This window comes from Pelodictyon luteolum DSM 273, from assembly GCF_000012485.1.
In the GTDB taxonomy this organism is placed as follows: domain Bacteria; phylum Bacteroidota; class Chlorobiia; order Chlorobiales; family Chlorobiaceae; genus Chlorobium; species Chlorobium luteolum.
In genome coordinates this window covers 249,511-268,009 of the sequence record NC_007512.1, presented here as the reverse complement: position 1 = coordinate 268,009, position 18,499 = coordinate 249,511, and the positions used below count along the sequence as shown (strand labels likewise).

Below are 18,499 nucleotides of genomic sequence, written 5' to 3'. Positions count from 1 at the left end.
GGAACACCAAACCATTCAATCCAACCCAAAACACGGGGAACAATCATTATGGCAAGAGGACTGAATAAAGTAATGCTCATCGGCAACCTCGGCAACGACCCCGAGCTCCGCACCATTCCCTCGGGCCAGACCGTGGCCAACTTCACCCTGGCAACCTCTGAAAGCTTCAAGGACAGCAGCGGCGCCATGCAGGAACGGACCGAATGGCACCGCATCGTGGCATGGGGGCGGCTTGCCGAAATCTGCGGCCAGTACCTCAAGAAAGGCCGTCAGGTCTATGTTGAGGGACGCATCCAGACGAGAAGCTGGGACGACCAGAAAACCGGCGAGAAAAAATACGCGACCGACATCGTCGTCACCGACATGCAGATGCTCGGCGGCATGCGTGAGGGCGGCAGCGGATACGGCGATGGCGGACAGCAGAGCTACAGCCCGCCCCAGCAGCCTGCACGGCAGCAGGGCCCGCAGGACGCTCCTCCTCCCCAGACGGCACCATCGGCTCCGATGATCGAAAACGACAAGGACGACCTGCCGTTCTGAACCCGAAACCAACCCCCGACCGCCCCGCCGGCAGCCGACAGCGGCCTCCGGCGGAGGCATCACGCAGCAGATGGAAACACTGAAGAAGAACATCCTTGCCGGCAGCCTTTCGCCGGTCTATTTTTTTCACGGACCCGAAAGCTTCCTGAAGGAGGAGTTCACGGCGCTCATCCGGAGCACGGCGTTTCCTGACGAAGCGGAGGCGGCGGCCAACACACACATCCTCTACGGACCCGACATAACTCCCGGCGAACTCGTCGCCCGTGCCTCCGAGTACCCGATGTTCACCCCGCGCCAGCTCATCGTCGTCCGCCAGTTCGACAAGATCAAGAAGCCGGTAGGCAAGGACCAGCAGAAACAGCATGAGATGAAGTTTGCCGGCTACATGAAAAACCCGGCGGAGTTCACCATCCTCGTCTTCGACGCCGAACAGCTGGACAAAAAGGATGTGGACAAACCGCCCTACAGCCTCCTGAAATCGTTCCGGCACGACTTCCCCCTCCTGAAAACCCCCGACCTGTTCGCGGCCGCACGCGCCCATGAGGCGGGATGGGAGTTCGACCCGGAAGCGCTGAAGGCATTCACTGCTTACATACAGCCATCTTCGAGGGAGATCTGCCAGGAAATCGAAAAGCTGACCACCTACGCATCCTCACGCCAGGGCGAGCGACGCATCACGGCCGCAGACGTCTACGAGTGCGTCGGCATCTCGAAAACCTATAATGTCTTTGAACTGGAAAAAGCGGTAGCAGGAAGGAACCTCCGCCTCTCGAGCGGCATATCGCTGATGATCATGGAGCGCGAAGGACAGAAGGAAGGGCTCGGCAACATCGTCCGCTACCTTACCACCTTCTTCATGCGGCTGTGGAAAATAGCCCAGCCTGAAGTGCGAGCCATGCCGCAGGGCGAGATTGCAAAAGTGCTGGGCATGTACGGCAGGCAGGAGTATTTCGTCAGAAGCTACCTCTCATACGCCGGAGCCTTTTCCTCCATCCAGGCAGAACGGGCGATCACGGCCCTGAAAGACACCGATGCCGCCCTCAAGGGTCTTTCCCCTTACCCTGACGAAAAGTACCTCCTGCTCCGCCTGATGCAGCAGCTCCTCGGCTGAAAACTCCCTGACAGATACCCCGGGGGTTCAGAACGGCACCTTCACCCCCGCTTCAAGAGAGAGCCGGTAGCTCTCCATGGAGCCCGCCGAACCGAGCGCACCCGCCTTCAGCCAGTATACCGGGTCCAGCATGCCGCCGGCACGGTTCCCGACGGTGAGACTGCCGCCCCAGAGCACCGCTTCCGCTTCAGTCGAGAGCGTGACTGCGGGTAACGGGTACCGGACGGCATTCGTCGGGGAGCCATCGACCCGCACCGTTGCTTCAGCTACAAGGTACCAGCCCGGGCAGTCCGTATTGAGGGTGAGTCCAAGACCCGCCAGACCGATAAGCCCATCCTCATCCTCGACCATAAGCGGCCCTGTCGAGAGCGGCGCAAGACCGAACCCGTCCACATGGCGCCAGACCGCCTGCAGCCGGGGTGAGAGCGCGAGACCTTCCCCGAGCCCCAGCTGCAGCTCCCCCTCCGCCGACACCATACGGCTCCCGGTGGCGAGATGTTCGGGAGAGCTCATCTCATAGTTCAGTGAAAGTTCATGGTACCCGAACACCGCAGCCACTTCCAGGCGGTACGAGCGCGGCCGTACCAGAAACGCATAGATCCCGCCGGAGTAATTGGTCCCCTCAACACCGCCGGCAGGGCGGCCCCCGGTCGAAACCACGCTGGCAGACTGCGTGCCGGTGCCCCCGAACACCCCCGCTCCCCGGTAAGACTTCGCGCCGAGGGCGTACCAGAGGTCCCAGCCGAGCTGCACGAACCGGCTGGTGCCGTCAGTGAGCGTTCCGGCATCGCCGGAAAGCACTGTCCGGCTCCACGACTCACCTGCCCGGGTCCACCCCCCGCCGAACCCCGGCATAACGCCCGATGAGCCTCCGTAGGCCTTCCGGTCCGAAAAGCGCGGCACAAAATCCTCAAGCGGACCCGCAATAACCGGCATGAGCGCCTGCGCCGTCAGCGCATCATCATGAAGCCCGCTCACCCCGTAGTACCAGTCGGCCGATCCCGTAGCTTCCGCCACCACCATCACCCCGGCAACATAGGGGCCGTAATCGGTAGCATCCTGCACCACAAATGCATCGGCAGCAGCGGCAGTGTCGGTATGAATGAGCAGTGAGGGCTCGGCAGCGGCAAGCTCCGTCACCGAAGGGGCGATGGAAAGCAGCAGCGTGGTGGTACCGGAAACGGCACCAGACACCGAGAGCAGGTCCGCACTGCCGGCACCCACGTCCATGCCGACCACACCCCCTCCTGTATAGCTGCCATCCACCGTGAGGACTCCATGGGCATTACCGTCGCGGAGCTCAATAAGCCCAAGGTTCAGAAGGCTCCCCGCAATACGGTCACGGCCCCCTGCAGCGCCCGGGCGAAGGACAGCGCCCTCAAGCACCGAAACTTCACCGGAAAACGACCCTAACGCATCCATGCCGAGCGATGAGCCCGATCCTACATCAAGGTGCTCCCATCCCTGCATGGCGTCTGAGAACGACCCGCTCCATCCGCTGAACACCAGCCGGTCATCCCCCGTCCCACCGTCAAGCGACGGCACACTTTGGATATCGGCAGTGCCGCTGAGCATCAGCGTGTCGTCGCCGTCACCAAGATAGACGCCGCCGGTCAGCACCGCACCGCTTGCGAGCACAACCGTGTCGACCCGTTCTGTGGTGTTGTCGGTAAAACCACCCGTACCGTTGAACATGCCCGAACGGATGGCGTATGCCGACGCCCCCTCGGCATAGAGCGTACCTGTCACGTAGAGGTTCATCTCCGTCCAGGCCATGACGGCGGCAGAAGCTCCCGACGATACAGCGTTGATTGAGCCTGAGATGCGTGCGGGGTCGGAGGAGGTGGCGCCATGGATGGAACTGTCAAAACAGTAAAGCCCGGCGGCATCACTTCCTGAAGCGGTCGCCGTAAGCGTGCCCGACACTTCTCCGCCAATGGAAATGGCTGATTTAGTCTTTATGGCGTAAGCCTTATCTCCATCCAGAGCACTCGCCGAAATGGTGCCGGAAATATCGCCGCCGACAGTCAGGCTTCCACCAAGGGTTAAACCGCAGGCATCATAGGTCCCAGCAGTTGAAGTGACTGCACCGCTTATATCGGTACCGACATACAGCGCGGACGCCTTAATCCCGTATGCGCTGTAGCTGCCGGCCACAGCAGTAATGGCGCCCGACAGACTGCCGCCGATTGTTGTCGCATTATCGGAGGAGATCCCGTACGCTCTGTATCCGGTGCCTGCAGTAACAGCAATGGTTCCGCTCAAGTCGCCCCCGATAGTTGCAGCACCGACGGCGCGGAGCCCATACGCATAATTGGTTTTGGCAGTTGCAGTAATAGATCCGGAAAGATTTCCGTCAACGGTAATCGACCCGTCACCGGCATGAATCCCGTATGAGTACCATGAACTGGTGGTGGTTGTCGTGAGGGCTGCCGCCATATCTCCAGAAATATGCACGGCACCCGTTGCGTTCTTTATTGCCGCAATCTTTGACCCTCCCGAAGCACTCACAACCATACCGTTCACCAACCCGCCCAAGGAGCTTTCTGAGGCGGCGAAAAGTGCCGTTCCGTTTATAAGCCCAGAACCGACAACACTGACCCCGCTGGCAGGGACAACAAACATCACCGGGTTCACCAGCGTCGGCAACGCGCTGCTTACCGTCACCGTGGGGGTGGCAAATGTAATCACATTGTCCACGTCGGAGGAAGCATTGATGCCATCGATTGCAGCACGGAGCGATCCCGGCACGTTGTCGGAAGATTCGCTCACAACGAACTCCTTGGCATACACATCATCAAAAATGCTCATGGCAAGGAAAAGAATCAGCCTCAGGATACGCCTTTTCATACACACTCCCGTTACAGAATGGCGATGCCCATAAGGGGTTCAATTGGACAAACGCCCCCCTAAGCCGGTAGGCACCGGAAAGTAGATGAAGTAGTTCATTGCGTAGCAACGCCTGATGGGTGAAACGGGCAAGGGTTCCCCGATGCATGGGAGGTGCAGGGAGGGCACGCGGGCCTGAAAAGGCTGCGTGGCAAGGATGTATGGTCAGGCGATCTTAACCGGACATTGCAGCCCGTGGTAGTGGAAGGTGGGTACTGGAGAGCGCCGGAACTCCTATACGCATGCTACAACAGATTGACAACCCCCGGAAACTTCGTCAGTCGGCAGGGTCAGTCTGAAGCACAATACGCGTTTGAAGGTACATAGTGGTGCGGCTTCCTATAATGTGAAAATATAGGGAAAAAATGGATATACGCCAAAAACGAAGTATAAGTACCCGAAAGACGTCACAAGAGGCCATCCCGCCGGGCCCATGCGATGGTACCGGCAACCCCTTCCTCGGGAGTGATTTCAGACGTAAAGCCAAGCTCCTCCGCCGCCCGGCGGGGTGAGGATACCCAGTAGTCCTGCAGGAGTTCGACCGCCTTGTCGCGATTGAGGATGGAAGTCCTGCCGATAACCGAGGCCGCTTTGCCGGCAAGGGTGCCAAGCAGCATGACGGCCGGTGCCGGCAGCGAAATGCGCAGCACATTCCGGAGTCCCAGCGCGGGGCGGGCGGCGGCCACGACCCCGTCCCAGGACCAGGGCACGGAAGAGGTTATATTGTAAATACGGCCGCTCGGGGACTCAGCGCGGGCTGCCATCATGATGCCGCGGACCAGGTCATCCACATGGATCATGCTGAAGCGCTGCCGGCGTGCATTGCCGGCGGTAACCAGCACCCCGTTCCGGAGCATCTGGAACACCTGCAGCACGTCACGGTCACCGGGGCCGTAGACGGCCGGAGGCCGGAGGATGGTCAGAGGGACGTCGCCCGCGAACTCCAGCGCCGCCTCTTCGCCACGGAGTTTGCTGCGTCCGTATGCGCTGACGGGGTGCGGAGCGTCCTCTTCCCGGACACCATCAATACCTTCTCTTGCAGGCCCGGCGGCGGCAAGCGACGAAACCAGAACGAAACGCCGAAGCCCGGGGTTGTGCTGTCGTACAGCAAGCAGGAGGTTCCTGACGGGAAGCACGTTGCCCTCGTCAAAAGCTGGCTCATCCGGAGCCTTGGTCACCCCGGCGAGATGAATGATCCGGTCCACACCGCTGAGGGCGCGATGAAGCGCCTGAGGGTCCAGAAAGTCTGCCCGGATGGCTTCGACACCATCCGGCATATCGCGCACGGGACTTTCAGCACGGAGCAGCACCCGCACCCTTTCGCCGCAAAGGGAGGGATGAACGAGCATCCTTCGCCCGATGAATCCTGTAGAGCCCGTTACCAGTATTGTTTCAGCCATAAGCTTGTGGAGGGTTCGTGGTCCGTAAAAAAACAGGGCTCCACGGTATCAGAAAAAATAAAAATTTTAATACATTTCGGTTTCTGGGCATCTTACCCCCATACTGAAACCCGGTCACCGAAAGAAACACAAAAAGCGACGGCCGCAAAAACGAGAAATTCCAGCTTTGCCCGTAACAGCTGAAGCAAATTTACATCACTGTGGAGAAACCCAAAGATCTTTTCAAGAAATGCTTTGACTTCACCCTTGCCGATGAAGTGAAGGCCCAGGGCGTTTATCCGTTCTTCCACCCCATAGACGAAAACGAAGGCCCGGTCGTATCATTCGGCGGCCGCAAGCTGGTGATGGCCGGCTCCAACAACTACCTCGGCCTGACCTCCGACCCCAGAGTCAAGGCTTCCTCCATTGCCGCCATCGAGAAATACGGAACCAGCTGCAGCGGATCGCGCTACATGACCGGCACCGTCACCCTCCACATCGAACTTGAGGAACAGCTGGCGGACTTTTTCGAAAAGGAACGCTGCCTGCTCTTCAGCACCGGCTACCAGACCGGCCAGGGCATCATTCCAACCCTCGTGCAGCGAGGTGAATACATAGTCTCCGACCGCGACAACCATGCAAGCCTCGTGGCGGCCTCCATCATGGCACAGGGCGGAGGGGCCAACCTCGTCCGTTACAACCATAACAACATGGACGACCTCGAACGGGTCCTCCAGAAGATCCCGGACAACGCAGGACGCATGATCGTCTCCGACGGTGTGTTCTCCGTTTCTGGTGAAATCGTTGACCTTCCGCGCCTCGTTGAGCTCGCAAAGAAATACAACGCGCGTATCGTCATCGACGACGCCCACGCTGTCGGCGTGATCGGCCAAGGCGGCAGGGGCACCCCGTCCGAGTTCGATCTCGTGGATGACGTCGACCTCATCATGGGCACCTTCTCGAAAACCTTCGGTTCGCTCGGCGGATACGTTGTCGGCGACGACAAGGTGATCGACTACATCAAGCACAACGCATCTTCCCTCATCTTCAGCGCCTCGCCGACCCCGGCAAGCGTTGCGGCAGTACTCACCACCCTCAAGATCATCCGCGAGCAGCCGGAACTGATGGAGCGCCTCGTCTCGAACACCGACTATGTCCGTCAGGGACTCCTGAAGGCGGGCTTCAAGCTCATGCCCTCGCGCACCGCCATCGTCACCGTACTCATCAGCGACCAGATGAAGACCCTCTACTTCTGGAAGAGGCTCTTTGAAGCAGGCGTGTATGTGAACGCATTCATCCGCCCCGGCGTCATGCCCGGTCACGAAGCGCTCCGCACAAGCTTCATGGCCACCCATGAGAAGGAGCACCTCGACAAGGTCATCACCGAGTTCTGCACCATCGGCAAAGAGCTCGGCGTGATTTAAAGTTTTAAACAGCCGGAAGTCCACATGATACCGCTTGAGCCCCTGATAATATCGGGGGTTCTTTTTTTACCCCCCGAACCACCCGCCGTTACGCCGTAACTTGCATTTAATGATAAAGTTTCCGTAACTTTCACAATTACCCATATGATGCGATGCCGAACAGGTACGACTGACGATTGATAGGCTTTTGTGATGATGTTCAGGGGTTTTCCTAACACACACAACACACACAGCCATGAAATCAACCAAGACACGGGTGCGTTCCTTAGCCCGTATCGTAGCGACAGCATGGTGCATGCTGGCGTTTATGGTTCCGCTGACCTCCTACGGCGCGGATACCGGAACAGTGAAGGGCCAAGTCACCGACAGGGCTGACGGAGAGGGCGTCTACGGCGCAACCGTCACCATCGGCGGCACCACCATCAGCACCGCGACCGACATGGATGGGAACTTCACCCTCCGGAACGTCCCCGTAGCAACCCAGAAACTCTCCGTCTCCATCGTAGGCTACGCTCCTGCATCGCAGGTCGTGACGGTCGCCGCAGATGCAACAGCAACAGCCAACATTTCTCTCGGCCATACAACCATCATGGCCTCTGAGGTCGTGGTCGGCGCAGCCATGTACGGGCAGGATCGGCTCAGTGTTCCGGTGACGGCCAACGTTGTCACCAGCGAGCAGATCAAGGAAGAGCCGAACCCGACGCTTGACGCGGTAGTAGAGGGAGTACCTGGTGTCGTGGTATCCCGCGCAGGTGGCACAACTTCATCATCGCTTCAGATCCGTGGATCCAACGTTTACCAAGGTGGTGGCATCGGCACAAGGGTGCAGGCCTTGTATGATGGGTTCCCGATCAACGCACCTGAATCCGGCGAAATTGTATGGCAGTCAGTCAATATGAATGCTGCCGACAAGGTCGAGCTACTCAAAGGAGCAGCGGCAACGCTCTACGGCTCGGGCGCAATGGGCGGCGTGGTCAATGTATACGGTCATCTCCCTGAAAAAGAGGAAATCCTGGCCGGCTCAAGCATCGGATTCTATGATGCACCTCCGTCCGATGACCAGAGTGCCTATCGTGAGAGCTATACCCCGGTCTTCTGGAACAGCTATGTCGGTTACGGCAACAAGGACGACAAATGGCGCTACAGCGTGCTCTACAGCCATAGCGACGACAACGGCTACAGGGAAAACACCGACAGCTACCTGAACGACCTGAAGATCAAGGCAAGGTACGATATCGACGCCACGCAGTACCTACAGCTCAGTGCGTTCTACAATGCAACGGTGGGCGGATATGGAAGAACGTGGCCCTATGTTGCCGGTGCTGGCGGAACAGTAACAAGCACATCCCCCGAACTAGCTTATGACATTAACAATCCAACGGCTTATGGCGACGACACTACATTGAGAAAAAACGCTCTTGTCGGTTTGAACTATGTCAAGATGTTCAGTGACGACGTCTCTCTGGACACACGCCTGTATTACACGCACAATGGAACCCGTTATGAGTATAATCCGACGGCCACTGCCGAACTTGTAACAGCGGCGGCTGGTCCAATTCCCGCAACCTACCAGCAGCCCGGATCTTTCAATGAGACCTACTCCGACCGGGTCGGTGCAGGCACGAAACTCGACTGGAAAGTCAGTGACGCCCACCGCCTCCTCTTCGGTGTGGACGGCAACTTCACCAATGTGATGTCGACGCAGGTCACGGCCACCACTCCGGTCGCAGGTGTTCTGAACGACATCCAGGAAAGCAATTTCGCAAGTTTCCTACAGGATGAGTGGAAAATCACCGACCGCCTGACGTCCCTCGCATCAGTCCGCTACGACTGGAACGGCATCAGCGATGACATGGCTGGAACCACCCCCATCCAGAACAAATCGGTTGACGCTGTAAGCCCTCGCGTGGCATTGAACTACAAGGCGATGGACGACATGAGCTTCCGCGCCTCATGGGGCAGGAGCTTCAGGGCACCCTCGCTCTATGAGCGGTTCGTTCGTGACGGTGGATTTGCGACATTGACGCCGAACCCCGCCCTCGACAAGGAGACCATGACAGCATGGGAAGCTGGCGTTTTCAAACAGTTCGGCGAACGGGTTGCGCTTGACATCGCCGGATTCATCAACAACTACAACGACCTGATCGAATCCACGGTTATTACAGCTCCGTCTACATATCAATACCAGAACATCAGCAAAGCGCGCATCTGGGGTATCGAAACGAACCTGAACATCAAGCCGGTAGATGAAGTGAATGTCAACCTTGCATACACATACATGAATGCAAAGAACGAGTCGTACGATCCGGCAACCGCATCCAGCAGCGTCACGAACAACCCTGACCCTGATTGGCTCGCTTACAGACCAGAGCACACGGCGTCAGCCAGCACGACATGGAAAGCCACGAAGGATCTGGCTCTGAACGTCAATGGACGCTACGTCAGCAAGTACAAAAACATCAACATGTACAACAACGTTGCCGGCACAAACTACCCCGGCGACTTCGTGGTGCTCGGCGTCGGTGCGAAGTACAAGGTGAACGACAACTTCTCTACCTCGCTCGTGTGCAACAACATCAACAACACACAGTATGAGGAGGTAATGTATTTCCGCGCACCCGGCCGCAGCTATGTGCTGGGAGTAGACTTCAGCTACTGATCTCTATCGGGAACGATCCTCCGGGATTCCCGTGTTCTTCTATCTTCATCAAGCCAGCCCTTCCGCTACGGAGGGGCTGGCTTTTTAACTGTTAGCAATCGTCGCAGGATTTTGTTACATTTCCGAGTCCTGTACAACCACATTCACAGCACATCTTCAGTTACTTTTATGCACGATAAAATCAGAATCGCAGCAGTCGTCGGGATGGAGCAATGCAACCAGAGGGTCTGGCGCGAGGTCAGTGATATGATTTCCGCCCATGCTGAACTGACCCAATGGACCGATCAGGATCTCGAACACCAGAACCCCGAAGCCGCCGAAGCAATCCGCAATGCGGACTGCGTTTTCACCACCCTCATCCAGTTCAAGGGACAGGCCGACTGGCTCGAAGAGCAGCTGAAAGCCTCGAAGGTCAAGACCGTGTTTGCCTATGAGTCGATGCCTGAAGTGATGCAGATGACGAAGGTGGGTACGTACGTGGTATCAGGAGACGGCGGAGGCATGCCGGACATCGTGAAGAAGGTTGCCAAGATGCTGGTTAAGGGCCGCGACGAAGACGCGCTCTATGGCTACATGAAGCTGCTGAAGATCATGCGGACCATGCTGCCCTTGATTCCGAAGAAAGCAAAGGATTTCAAGAACTGGATGCAGGTCTATACCTACTGGATGCATCCGACTGCGGAGAACCTCGCCGGGATGTTCAACTACATCATGGCAGAATACTTCGAAGTGGGCGTGAAGGCCGAGAAGGTGCAGGAGGTCCCCACCATGGGCTTCTACCATCCCGACGCCCCGGAATACATGAAAGATCTGCACCACTATGAGAAGTGGCTGCACAAACACGACAAGGCATCAGCCAAAAGGCGCAACATCGCCATGCTCTTCTTCCGCAAGCACCTGTTGCAGGAGAAGGAATATATCGACAACACCATCCGCGCCATCGAGTCACGGGGCCTCAATCCCCTGCCGGTGTTCGTGATGGGTGTGGAAGGACATGTGGCTGCAAGAGAGTGGTTTACGCATGGCAATGTCGACATGCTCGTCAATATGATGGGATTCGGGTTCGTCGGCGGCCCTGCCGGTGCGACCACCCCGGGAGCCTCAGCCGCTGCGCGTGACGAGATCCTCCAGAAAATCGACGCACCCTACGTTGTGGCCCAGCCGCTCTTCATCCAGGATGTGAATTCATGGAAGAAAGAGGGCGTGGTACCGCTGCAGTCGGCCATGACCTACTCGCTTCCCGAAATGGACGGCGCGGTCTGTCCCGTCGTGCTCGGCGCCATCAAGGACGGCCGCCTGCACACGGTGCAGGACCGCCTCGACCGCCTCTCCCTCATTGCAAAGAAGTTCTCTGACCTCCGTCACATGCCGAACAGCGAGAAGAAAGTCGCGTTCGTGGTCTACGACTACCCGCCCGGCATGGGCAAGAAAGCAAGCGCGGCACTGCTCGACGTACCGAAGAGCGTCTACGCCATGCTCCTGAAACTGAAAGACGAGGGATACAATGTCGGCGAACTCCCGGAATCACCGGAAGCCATGCTCGCCATGCTTGATCGCGCCACCGACTACGAAATCCAGGCCCACGAGCAGGACTGCTTCTCGATCGACCGCGAAATCTTCAACCGCATCACCACCGACCGCGAGCGCGAGCGTATCGAAGGCCGCTGGAACGGGTTCCCGGGTGACATCGTCCCCGTCGGACCGGACCGGCTGTTCATCGGCGGCATCCAGTTCGGCAACGTGTTCATCGGTGTGCAGCCGCGCCTCGGCATACAGGGCGACCCGATGCGCCTGCTCTTCGACAAGGAGAACACCCCGCACCACCAGTACATCGCATTCTACCGCTGGATCAGCCGTGAGTTCGGGGCCAACGCAATGATTCATGTCGGCATGCACGGCACCGTTGAATGGATGCCCGGCCTGCAGCTCGGCGTCACCGGTGACTGCTGGCCCGATGCGCTGCTCGGCGAGGTTCCGCATTTCTACATCTACCCGATAAACAACCCCAGCGAAGCCAACATCGCCAAGCGCCGCGGGTATGCGACCATGATTTCGCACAACATCCCCCCGCTTGCCCGCGCCGGCCTCTACAAGGAGCTGCCCGCGTTCAAGGAGATGCTGAACGACTACAGGGAGCGCGGCCTCGAGAAAATCGTCGACGTGGAGACCGAAGAGGCCATCATCGACAAGGCCCGCCAGCTCAACCTGACCGACGACTGCCCGAGGGTTGAGGGGGAAGCGTTCCAGGAGTACATCAGCCGCCTCTACACCTACATGATGGAGCTTGAGGGTCGACTGATCTCCAATTCGCTGCACGTGTTCGGCGCAACCCCCCAGCTTGAGACCCAGGTGACCACCATCACCGAGTACCTGAAGGTGCGCGGCAACGAGAAGTCACTGCCCTCCATCATCCTGCAGGCCATCGGCGAAAACGGAACCTACGGCGACTACGCAACCCTCGCCACCCGGGCAAGGAAAGGCGAGTCAGCCGCCATGCAGGTACGCGAACGGGTGGACGGACATACCCGCGACTTCATTTCCGGAACCATTTTCGAACGCGGCAATCCGGCATCGGTGTTCAGCACCCTGACCGGAGGAGCGCAGGTTTCAAAAGAGATGGCTGAAGCCATCAACGAATCGCTGAAAGAGGGTCTTGCGATGAAAACCGCCCTTGAGGACAACAGCGGAGAGATGCGTAGCTTCGTGCATGCGCTCTCCGGCGGGTACCTCCCCTCGGGCCCCGGCGGCGACCTTGTACGCGACGGCGCAGGCATTCTGCCTACCGGACGCAACATCCACGCCATCGACCCGTGGCGCATTCCTTCCGAACTGGCTTTCAAACGTGGCAAGCAGATTGCCGACAGCATCCTGCAGCGCCATGTGGAAGAGAACAACGGCGAGTACCCCGAAAGCATCGCCCAGGTTCTCTGGGGCCTCGACACCATCAAGAGCAAGGGTGAAGCCGTCGCGGTGATCATCCACCTGATGGGAGCCGAACCGGCATACGATGCACAGGGCAAGATCAGCCACTACGCGCTCATTCCGCTCGAAAAGCTCAAGAGGCCGCGCATCGACGTGCTCATCCAGATCAGCTCCATCTTCCGCGACACCTTCGGCGTGCTCGTCGACCATCTCGACAAGCTGGTGAAGGATGCCGCCAAGGCTGATGAGACCCATGAGATGAACCACATCAAGAAACATGTCGACATCGCCATGCAGAACGGCGCCGACTTCGAAGCCGCAACTTCACGCCTCTTCACCCAGGCTCCCGGCTCATATGGTTCACAGGTCGAAGAGCTGGTGGAAGACTCGGCATGGGAAACGGAGCAGGACCTCGACGACATGTTCGTCAAACGCACCGGATTCGCATACGGCGGAAACCGCTATGGCGACCAGCAGACCGACATCCTGAAAGGACTGCTCGGCACCGTCGACCGGGTGGTGCAGCAGGTCGACTCCGCGGAGTTCGGCATTTCCGACATAGACCGCTACTTCTCCTCCTCCGGAGCGCTGCAGCTCTCCGCACGCCGCCGCAACCCGAAGGGCGACAACGTGAAGCTCAACTATGTGGAGACCTTTACGGCGGACGTTAAGATCGACGACGCAGACAAGGCGCTGAAGGTGGAGTTCCGCACGAAGCTCCTCAACCCGAAATGGTTCGAGACGATGCTCGAGCAGGGCCACAGCGGAGCCGCCGAAATCAGCAACCGCTTCACCTACATGCTCGGCTGGGACGCCGTCACCAAGGGTGTCGACGACTGGGTCTACAAAGAAGCCGCAGAGACCTACGCCTTCGACCCGAACATGCGCGACCGGCTCATGAAGGCGAACCCCAAGGCCTTCAAGAACATCGTCGGCCGCATGCTCGAAGCAAGCGGACGCGGCATGTGGAACGCTGATCCGGACATGATCGACAAGCTCCAGGAGATATACTCCGACCTTGAAGACCGCCTGGAAGGCATCGAGGTATAAGCGAACTGCCGGGCCCCAGAAAGGGGCCCGGTTTCGTTTTTAGCGGCAGGCATGGTATATTGGCTCTTAATACCATCCATCGATGCCGACACGCAGACCGAACATTTTCAGGAGCGCATGGCGCTTTTTCGAGATCCTCCTCTTCTTCGGGATCTCTGTGCTCGGATTCGGCCTTCTCTTCAAAACCAGCACCTTCGGATCCCGCTCGAAAGAAAAGGTCCGCCAGCAGCATGCCGCCACCGCCGCTGCGTTTGAAGCAACCCTGCTCTCCCGTGCGGCAATACTGCAGCCGGAATGCCTGGAGCTCTCTCTTCAGGAAGCGCTGTCTTCCAGCGAGATCCCGACACATGCTGAACAAACAGAACCCGGCACCCGAACCTCAGCTGTAACGACCGGGACCACCATTATCCCTCAGGCCCAACCAGCCCTTACCCGTATCCCCGCGTTTCGAAGAGCAATAGCTCTCCCGGCGAACCTCCTGCAGGAAAACCCTGTCCTTTTGATCTGATACCCTCCCGCGCCTCACTCCACAGGGCATCATCACCCGCTGCAATGGAGACAGGCACACCATTCCGAGACCATAAATGAATGCGGCCCGCATGCGGCCATCATGTTTATTTACCGGCAGTATCTATGCATTTCGTATTTCTGACTATGGAAGCCACCAACACCGGTACGCTGAGGGCAGCGGCCGGCGAGTTGAACCGCCGCTTCAAGACCGACCTTGAGGTATCGGTGTTCAGCCTCGGCCTCCACAACAGCCCCCAGCTCTGGGAAGAGCTCCGCGGTGCACTCCCCCGGGCTGACTTCGTGTTCGGCTCCATGCTCTTCAGCGAAGAGATTGTGCGTCCGCTTGAAATGCTGCTCGAACCGCTCTCCTGCCCGGTCTGCATGATTACGAGCAACCCCGCGCTCGTGAACCAAACGCGTCTCGGCCGCTTTTCCCTCCGGAAACCGAAAAAGGAACAGCAGGGACCTCCGGGATTTTTCAAGCAGTGGACAGACAAGCTCAAGCCGAAACACAGCGGCGGCGAAAGCCAGCGCCAGCTTGCGCTTGTGCGCAACGCCAGCCGGCTCCTGAAGCATCTGCCCGGAAAAGCGCGCGACATCCACACCTTCATTTCCGCGCACCAGTTCTGGCTGAACGGATCGAGAGAGAACATGGAAGGGTTCCTTTCGCTCCTCATAGACCGCTACGCCGAAGGATGGAAAGGGAAGCTGCCGCAGGCAGATCCGCTCTTCTACCCCGATACGGCGCTCTTCCATCCCGACTCGAAAGAAGAGTTCCAGAGTGCGCACGAGTTCCTCGAGTGGCAGAAGAAGCACCGCCCGGAACTCGTGAAAGGGCCGGTGGCCATCCTCACGATGCGCTCGACCGTGCTCAGCCGGAACATGGACCATATCGAGTACCTGCTCCGCTCCTTTGAAGAAAAGGGCATCAAAACATGCCTCGCATACACCGGCGGGCTCGACTTCCGCCCCGCCCTCAGCCGGTTCTTCCATCCCGAGATTCCGGGCGCCATCCGTCCGGCACTCCTTATAAACGCAACAGGGTTTTCACTTGTCGGGGGTCCGGCCGAGAACCGCGCCCAGGATGCCGTCGACATGCTCCGCCAGCTTGACGTGCCCTGCCTGAACCTCATACCGCTCTCCTTCCAGCCCGTGGAGCAGTGGAAGGAAGGCAGTCTCGGGCTCACACCCCTCCAGACAGCACTCAGCGTTTCCGTTACCGAACTTGACGGGACCATCGAGCCGCAGGTCTATGCCGGCACCGGGGCCTCGAGCGACCGCAGCCTGCCCCTCAAGCCCGAAATCCGGCTCATCACCGGGCGTATAGAGCGCTTCCTCCGGCTCAAGGCGGCAACGAACGCAGAAAAAAAGGTTGCAATCGTTCTCTTCAACTTCCCGCCGAACCTCGGCAACGCAGGCACGGCAGCCTTTCTCAATGTCTTTGAGAGCCTTCATCGCCTGCTGCTGAAAATGCAGGCAGAAGGGTACAGCGTTGACGTCCCACCATCCGTTGAGGCACTCAGGGACCGCCTGCTGGAAGGCAACCGTCTCATCTACGGCACAGACGGCAATGTCGGTGCCCACCTCCCGGTAGAGGACTACCGGCGCCTGTTTCCTGCATATGAAGAGATCGAAGCGTTCTGGGGCGATGCGCCGGGCGAGATCCTCAACGACCGCAGGCAGTTCCATATCCTCGGCTGCCAGCTCGGAAACATCTTCATCGGCCAGCAGCCGAGCTTCGGCTATGAACGAGACCCGATGCGCCTCCTCATGGCAAAAGACGCCGCACCGAACCATGCATTCGCTGCCTTCTACACCTGGCTCGAACACCAGTTCCAGGCCGACGCGGTGGTCCACTTCGGTACACACGGAGCACTGGAGTTCATGCCAGGCAAACAGGTAGGGCTCAGTGCGTCCTGCTGGCCGAAACGGCTGATCGGCGCTCTGCCGAACTTCTACTGCTATTCGGTCAACAACCCGAGCGAAGGCGCCATCGCCCGACGCCGCGGCATGGCCACCCTTGTGAGCTATCTGGCTCCGCCACTCGAACAGGCCGGTCTCTATCGGGAGCTCCGCAAGCTCGGGGACCTCGTTGCCGCATGGCGCGCCGCCCCATCAGGCGAGCTTGCAATGGAAATCCGCGAACTCGCCCGACTGGCCGACATTGAAGCAGGAGACGAGGGGGTGGAGGACGAAGCATACATTACACGCCTTGCAAGCGAACTCTATCTGATTGAAGAGCGCATGATCCCGCTCGGCCTGCATGTCATGGGCGAGGCTCCATCTCCCGACAGCCTTGCCGACCAGCTGGCCCTCATCGCCTCGCACCCGCAGGCGTCGCTGGAGGGCAAGTCGCTTCCCGAAATCATCGCAGGAAAGCTCCATCTGGACTACCAAGCACTCGAGGAACAAAAAAATACCGAAAGCAAGGCACAGCAGGAGTGGCAGGAACTCCACGCCATCAGCCGCGAGGCCGTGCGGCGCTTCACCGGCCGGATTACCCGAGAGACCGGCCGGGAACGCAACATCCCGGTCCGGGACCTTCTGGAGGGCAGCATGGCGGTACGTGCTGCTGAAGCCGATGCCTACCTGCTTGAAAAAGCCGGCCTCAAATCCGGCGAGCTGCAGGGCCTCTGGAGTTTCCTGCAGGATATCATCCTGAACCTTGCAATCAACACCGAGCTGGAGTCCCTGCTCCGGGCTCTCGACGGGCGCTACGTCCTTCCCTCTCCGGGAAACGACCTCGTCCGCGACCCGGGGGTGGTGCCCACCGGCCGCAACATCCACAGCCTCGACCCCTACGCCATGCCATCCATGCAGGCCGCCAGGGCAGGCCGCCAGTCGGCCGAAGAACTGCTTCGGCAGTACCGCCTGGAACACGGGGCATACCCGCAGTCCATAGCGCTCGTGCTCTGGGGCACCGACAACCTCAAGAGCGGAGGCGAGGGCGTTGCACAGGCGCTCACGCTCTTAGGGGCACGAACAAAAACCGATGAACTCGGCAAAATCAGCGACGTGGAGCTCATCGGGCTCGAGGAACTGGGCAGGCCGCGCATCGACACGGTAATGACCGTCAGCGGCATCTTCAGGGACCTCCTCTCGGTGCAGGTCCGCCTGCTCGACCGCGCGGCACGCCTCGCCGCCGCGGCGGACGAACCTTTGGAGATGAACTTCATCCGCAAACACGTGCTGCAGGAGATCGAGGAGCGGGGATGCAGTTTCGAAGAGGCCTCGAACCGCCTCTACTCGAACGCACCGGGCAGCTACGGCGCCAATGTAAACCACCTTGTTGAAAGCAGTTCATGGGAAGGGGACGATGAACTGGCCGAGGCGTTCACATCGAGAAAAGGGTTCGCGCTGACTCCCCGGGGCGAGTGGACTGAAAGCCCGGACGCGCTGCGTTCAGCCCTGAAGCATGTGAACCTTGCCTACCAGAATATCGACAGCGCCGAAATCGGCATTTCGGATATTGACCATTATTATGAGTATCTTGGCGGTGTGTCGAAAACGGTCGAGCGCCTCACAAGTGCCAGACCCGCCATCATGGTCGGCGACAGCAGCGGAACGGGTGGCCGGCAGCGGATAACCTCCCTGGAGAAAATGGTGTCGCTGGAAGCGCGTACCAAGCTGCTCAACCCGAAGTGGTATGAGGCCATGCTCAGCCAGGGGTATGAAGGGGTCCGGGAAATAGAAGCCCACCTTTCCAACACCTACGGCTGGAGCGCGACGGCCTCGGCAGTGGAGAACTGGACCTACAGCAGGGTCAGCGAGACCTACCTGCAGGATCCCGAAATGGCTGCACGGCTGAAAGATCTCAACCCGCATGCAACCATGGCAATGGCAGGCCGGCTCCTGGAAGCCAATTCACGGGGGTTCTGGCAGGCCGATGAAGGAACACTGGAAACCCTCAGAAACCTGTATGCCGATCTGGAATCGCGCATTGAAGGCGTCGAGGAAGAGAAGGCGTAACGAACGAACAGAAACATTGCAACCATTCAACCCGTAACACCCATAT

The 18,499-nt window shown here is 59.0% G+C and carries 9 protein-coding genes; 7 read left to right on the top strand and 2 right to left on the bottom strand.

Translation table 11 applies throughout. The features are described from left to right. The first annotated feature begins 48 nt into the window (after window positions 1-48). On the top strand, window positions 49-540 hold the full coding sequence (locus PLUT_RS01360) for a single-stranded DNA-binding protein (RefSeq protein ID WP_011357024.1): 492 nt from the start codon (window positions 49-51) through the stop codon (window positions 538-540). 70 nt (window positions 541-610) lie between these two features. Beyond that, window positions 611-1,651, top strand: a complete 1,041-nt coding sequence (gene holA, locus PLUT_RS01355) for a DNA polymerase III subunit delta (protein WP_011357023.1) — start codon at window positions 611-613, stop codon at window positions 1,649-1,651. A 27-nt stretch (window positions 1,652-1,678) separates the two neighbouring features. On the opposite strand, the gene PLUT_RS01350 is transcribed toward holA, so the two are convergent. Next, a complete protein-coding gene (locus PLUT_RS01350) occupies window positions 1,679-4,501 on the bottom strand; it encodes an autotransporter outer membrane beta-barrel domain-containing protein (protein WP_011357022.1) in 2,823 nt (940 codons plus the stop codon). A gap of 446 nt (window positions 4,502-4,947) precedes the next feature. Further along, a complete protein-coding gene (locus tag PLUT_RS01345; RefSeq protein ID WP_011357021.1) occupies window positions 4,948-5,940 on the bottom strand; it encodes an NAD-dependent epimerase/dehydratase family protein in 993 nt (330 codons plus the stop codon). A 200-nt stretch (window positions 5,941-6,140) separates the two neighbouring features. Between PLUT_RS01345 and PLUT_RS01340 the strand changes: the two genes are divergently transcribed. The 5 genes from PLUT_RS01340 to PLUT_RS01320 all read left to right on the top strand — a co-directional run bounded on the left by PLUT_RS01340 (window position 6,141) and on the right by PLUT_RS01320 (window position 18,453). Beyond that, window positions 6,141-7,343, top strand: a complete 1,203-nt coding sequence (locus PLUT_RS01340; protein WP_011357020.1) for an aminotransferase class I/II-fold pyridoxal phosphate-dependent enzyme — start codon at window positions 6,141-6,143, stop codon at window positions 7,341-7,343. Between the two features lie 235 nt (window positions 7,344-7,578). After that, window positions 7,579-10,002 carry a TonB-dependent receptor gene (locus tag PLUT_RS01335; protein WP_011357019.1) on the top strand — a complete coding sequence of 808 codons (2,424 nt, stop codon included), beginning with the start codon at window positions 7,579-7,581 and terminating at the stop codon, window positions 10,000-10,002. A gap of 168 nt (window positions 10,003-10,170) precedes the next feature. Further along, complete coding sequence (gene bchH / locus PLUT_RS01330; protein WP_011357018.1) at window positions 10,171-13,974, top strand: magnesium chelatase subunit H; 3,804 nt, start codon at window positions 10,171-10,173, stop codon at window positions 13,972-13,974. An 82-nt stretch (window positions 13,975-14,056) separates the two neighbouring features. Next, window positions 14,057-14,482, top strand: coding sequence for a hypothetical protein (locus tag PLUT_RS01325; protein ID WP_011357017.1), 426 nt, complete (start codon window positions 14,057-14,059; stop codon window positions 14,480-14,482). Between the two features lie 125 nt (window positions 14,483-14,607). Then, window positions 14,608-18,453, top strand: a complete 3,846-nt coding sequence (locus tag PLUT_RS01320; protein WP_041463720.1) for a magnesium chelatase subunit H — start codon at window positions 14,608-14,610, stop codon at window positions 18,451-18,453. Window positions 18,454-18,499: the final 46 nt, after the last annotated feature.

Coding starts and splice junctions, on each gene's coding strand:
- PLUT_RS01360 (WP_011357024.1), top strand. CDS start 49: ATGGCAAGAGGACTGAATAAAGTAATGCTCATCGGCAACCTCGGCAAC.
- holA (WP_011357023.1), top strand. CDS start 611: ATGGAAACACTGAAGAAGAACATCCTTGCCGGCAGCCTTTCGCCGGTC.
- PLUT_RS01320 (WP_041463720.1), top strand. CDS start 14,608: ATGCATTTCGTATTTCTGACTATGGAAGCCACCAACACCGGTACGCTG.
- PLUT_RS01325 (WP_011357017.1), top strand. CDS start 14,057: ATGCCGACACGCAGACCGAACATTTTCAGGAGCGCATGGCGCTTTTTC.
- PLUT_RS01335 (WP_011357019.1), top strand. CDS start 7,579: ATGAAATCAACCAAGACACGGGTGCGTTCCTTAGCCCGTATCGTAGCG.
- bchH (WP_011357018.1), top strand. CDS start 10,171: ATGCACGATAAAATCAGAATCGCAGCAGTCGTCGGGATGGAGCAATGC.
- PLUT_RS01350 (WP_011357022.1), bottom strand. CDS start 4,501: ATGAAAAGGCGTATCCTGAGGCTGATTCTTTTCCTTGCCATGAGCATT.
- PLUT_RS01345 (WP_011357021.1), bottom strand. CDS start 5,940: ATGGCTGAAACAATACTGGTAACGGGCTCTACAGGATTCATCGGGCGA.